Genomic DNA, 1,326 nt, shown 5'->3' on the forward strand with positions numbered 1-1,326 from the left:
CCAGTACTGTCCGGTAAAAACACCCGTCACCATCGTTAACCGACTGATATTTCGTTAATAATCATCCGTTTCAGGGTGTCATCGATTTCAACCCCCCATTGCCGCAGGCTGGGCGACGTCACCTATCGAGGACGTCGCCATGCATGAAGGCCGCTATGTGTTCACGCAGCTCATGCAGCACTTGCCGATGCACACCTTTCGTCGGCTCGTCGCAAAGTTCGATGGCAACCGCTATGTGAAGCGATTTACCTGTCTCGATCAGTTCTTATGCATGGCCTTCGCGCAACTCACCGGGCGCGAAAGCTTGCGCGATATCGAGATCTGTCTGCGTGCCCATCAGGCCAAGCTCTATCACCTGGGCATTCGTGGGCGTGTGGCGCGCAGCACCCTCGCTGATGCCAACGAGCAGCGCGACTGGCGCATCTATGCCGAGTTCGCGCAGAGCCTGATTACCACTGCACGAGGCCTTTACGCCAACGACCCACTCGACATCGAGTTGGCGCACACCGCTTATGCCTTCGACTCCACCACCATCGAGTGTTGCCTGTCGATATTCCCGTGGGCGCGCGCCATGCACCCCGACCGCGGTGGGATCAAGCTGCACACATTGCTTGATATTCGCGGCGCTATTCCCACCATGATTCATTTTTCCGAGTCGCGCCTGCACGACGTCAACTTGCTCGATGCATTGATCCCTGAGCCGGGCGCCATCTACGTCATGGATCGCGCCTATCTCGATTTCGAGCGCCTTTATCGCCTTCATTGCGAAGGCGCCTTCTTCGTCATGCGTACCAAGAAAAACTTGCGCGTAAGGCGACGCTATTCGCATCCCGTCGCAGATCGCACGTGGATTGGTTGCGATCAAGCGGTGATGTTGACGCGGGATGTCGCCCGCACGAAGTACCCATGCCTCTTGCGTCGCGTGCGTGTACGCGACCCGCAAAGCGGGGTTTCCATCGTCCTACTGACCAACCATTTCGCGCTTGGCGCGACCACCCTTGGCGCGCTGTATCGCCATCGCTGGCAGATCGAAATCTTCTTCAAATGGATCAAACAGCACCTACGCATCAAGGCGTTTTTCGGCACCTCGCCGAACGCAGTAAAGACGCAGGTGTGGATCGCCGTGGCGGTTTATGTGCTCATTGCCATCGTGCGCAAACGCCTTCAATTGACTGCCTCGCTCTACGAACTTCTACAGATTTTCAGCGTGACGCTTTTCGAGCAAACCCCGCTGGAATGCGCGTTGCGGCACAGAGATTTACAACTTACCGAGAGCGGTGACGCTAACCAATTGATTTTATTTGCCGATTAACCGGACAGTACTGG

The 1,326-nt window shown here is 56.3% G+C and carries 1 protein-coding gene; it reads left to right on the top strand.

From position 1 onward, the window contains the following. Positions 1-139: 139 nt before the first annotated feature. Positions 140-1,312: an IS4 family transposase gene (locus QQJ86_RS16280; RefSeq protein ID WP_284322019.1), complete on the top strand. Its 1,173-nt coding sequence runs from the start codon at positions 140-142 to the stop codon at positions 1,310-1,312. Positions 1,313-1,326 lie beyond the last annotated feature (14 nt).

Source organism: Dyella acidisoli, assembly GCF_030160295.1.
Classification (GTDB): Bacteria; Pseudomonadota; Gammaproteobacteria; order Xanthomonadales; family Rhodanobacteraceae; genus Dyella_B; species Dyella_B acidisoli.

Excerpts from the sequence above, each read along its gene's own strand:
- QQJ86_RS16280 (WP_284322019.1), top strand. The coding sequence starts at position 140 with ATGCATGAAGGCCGCTATGTGTTCACGCAGCTCATGCAGCACTTGCCG.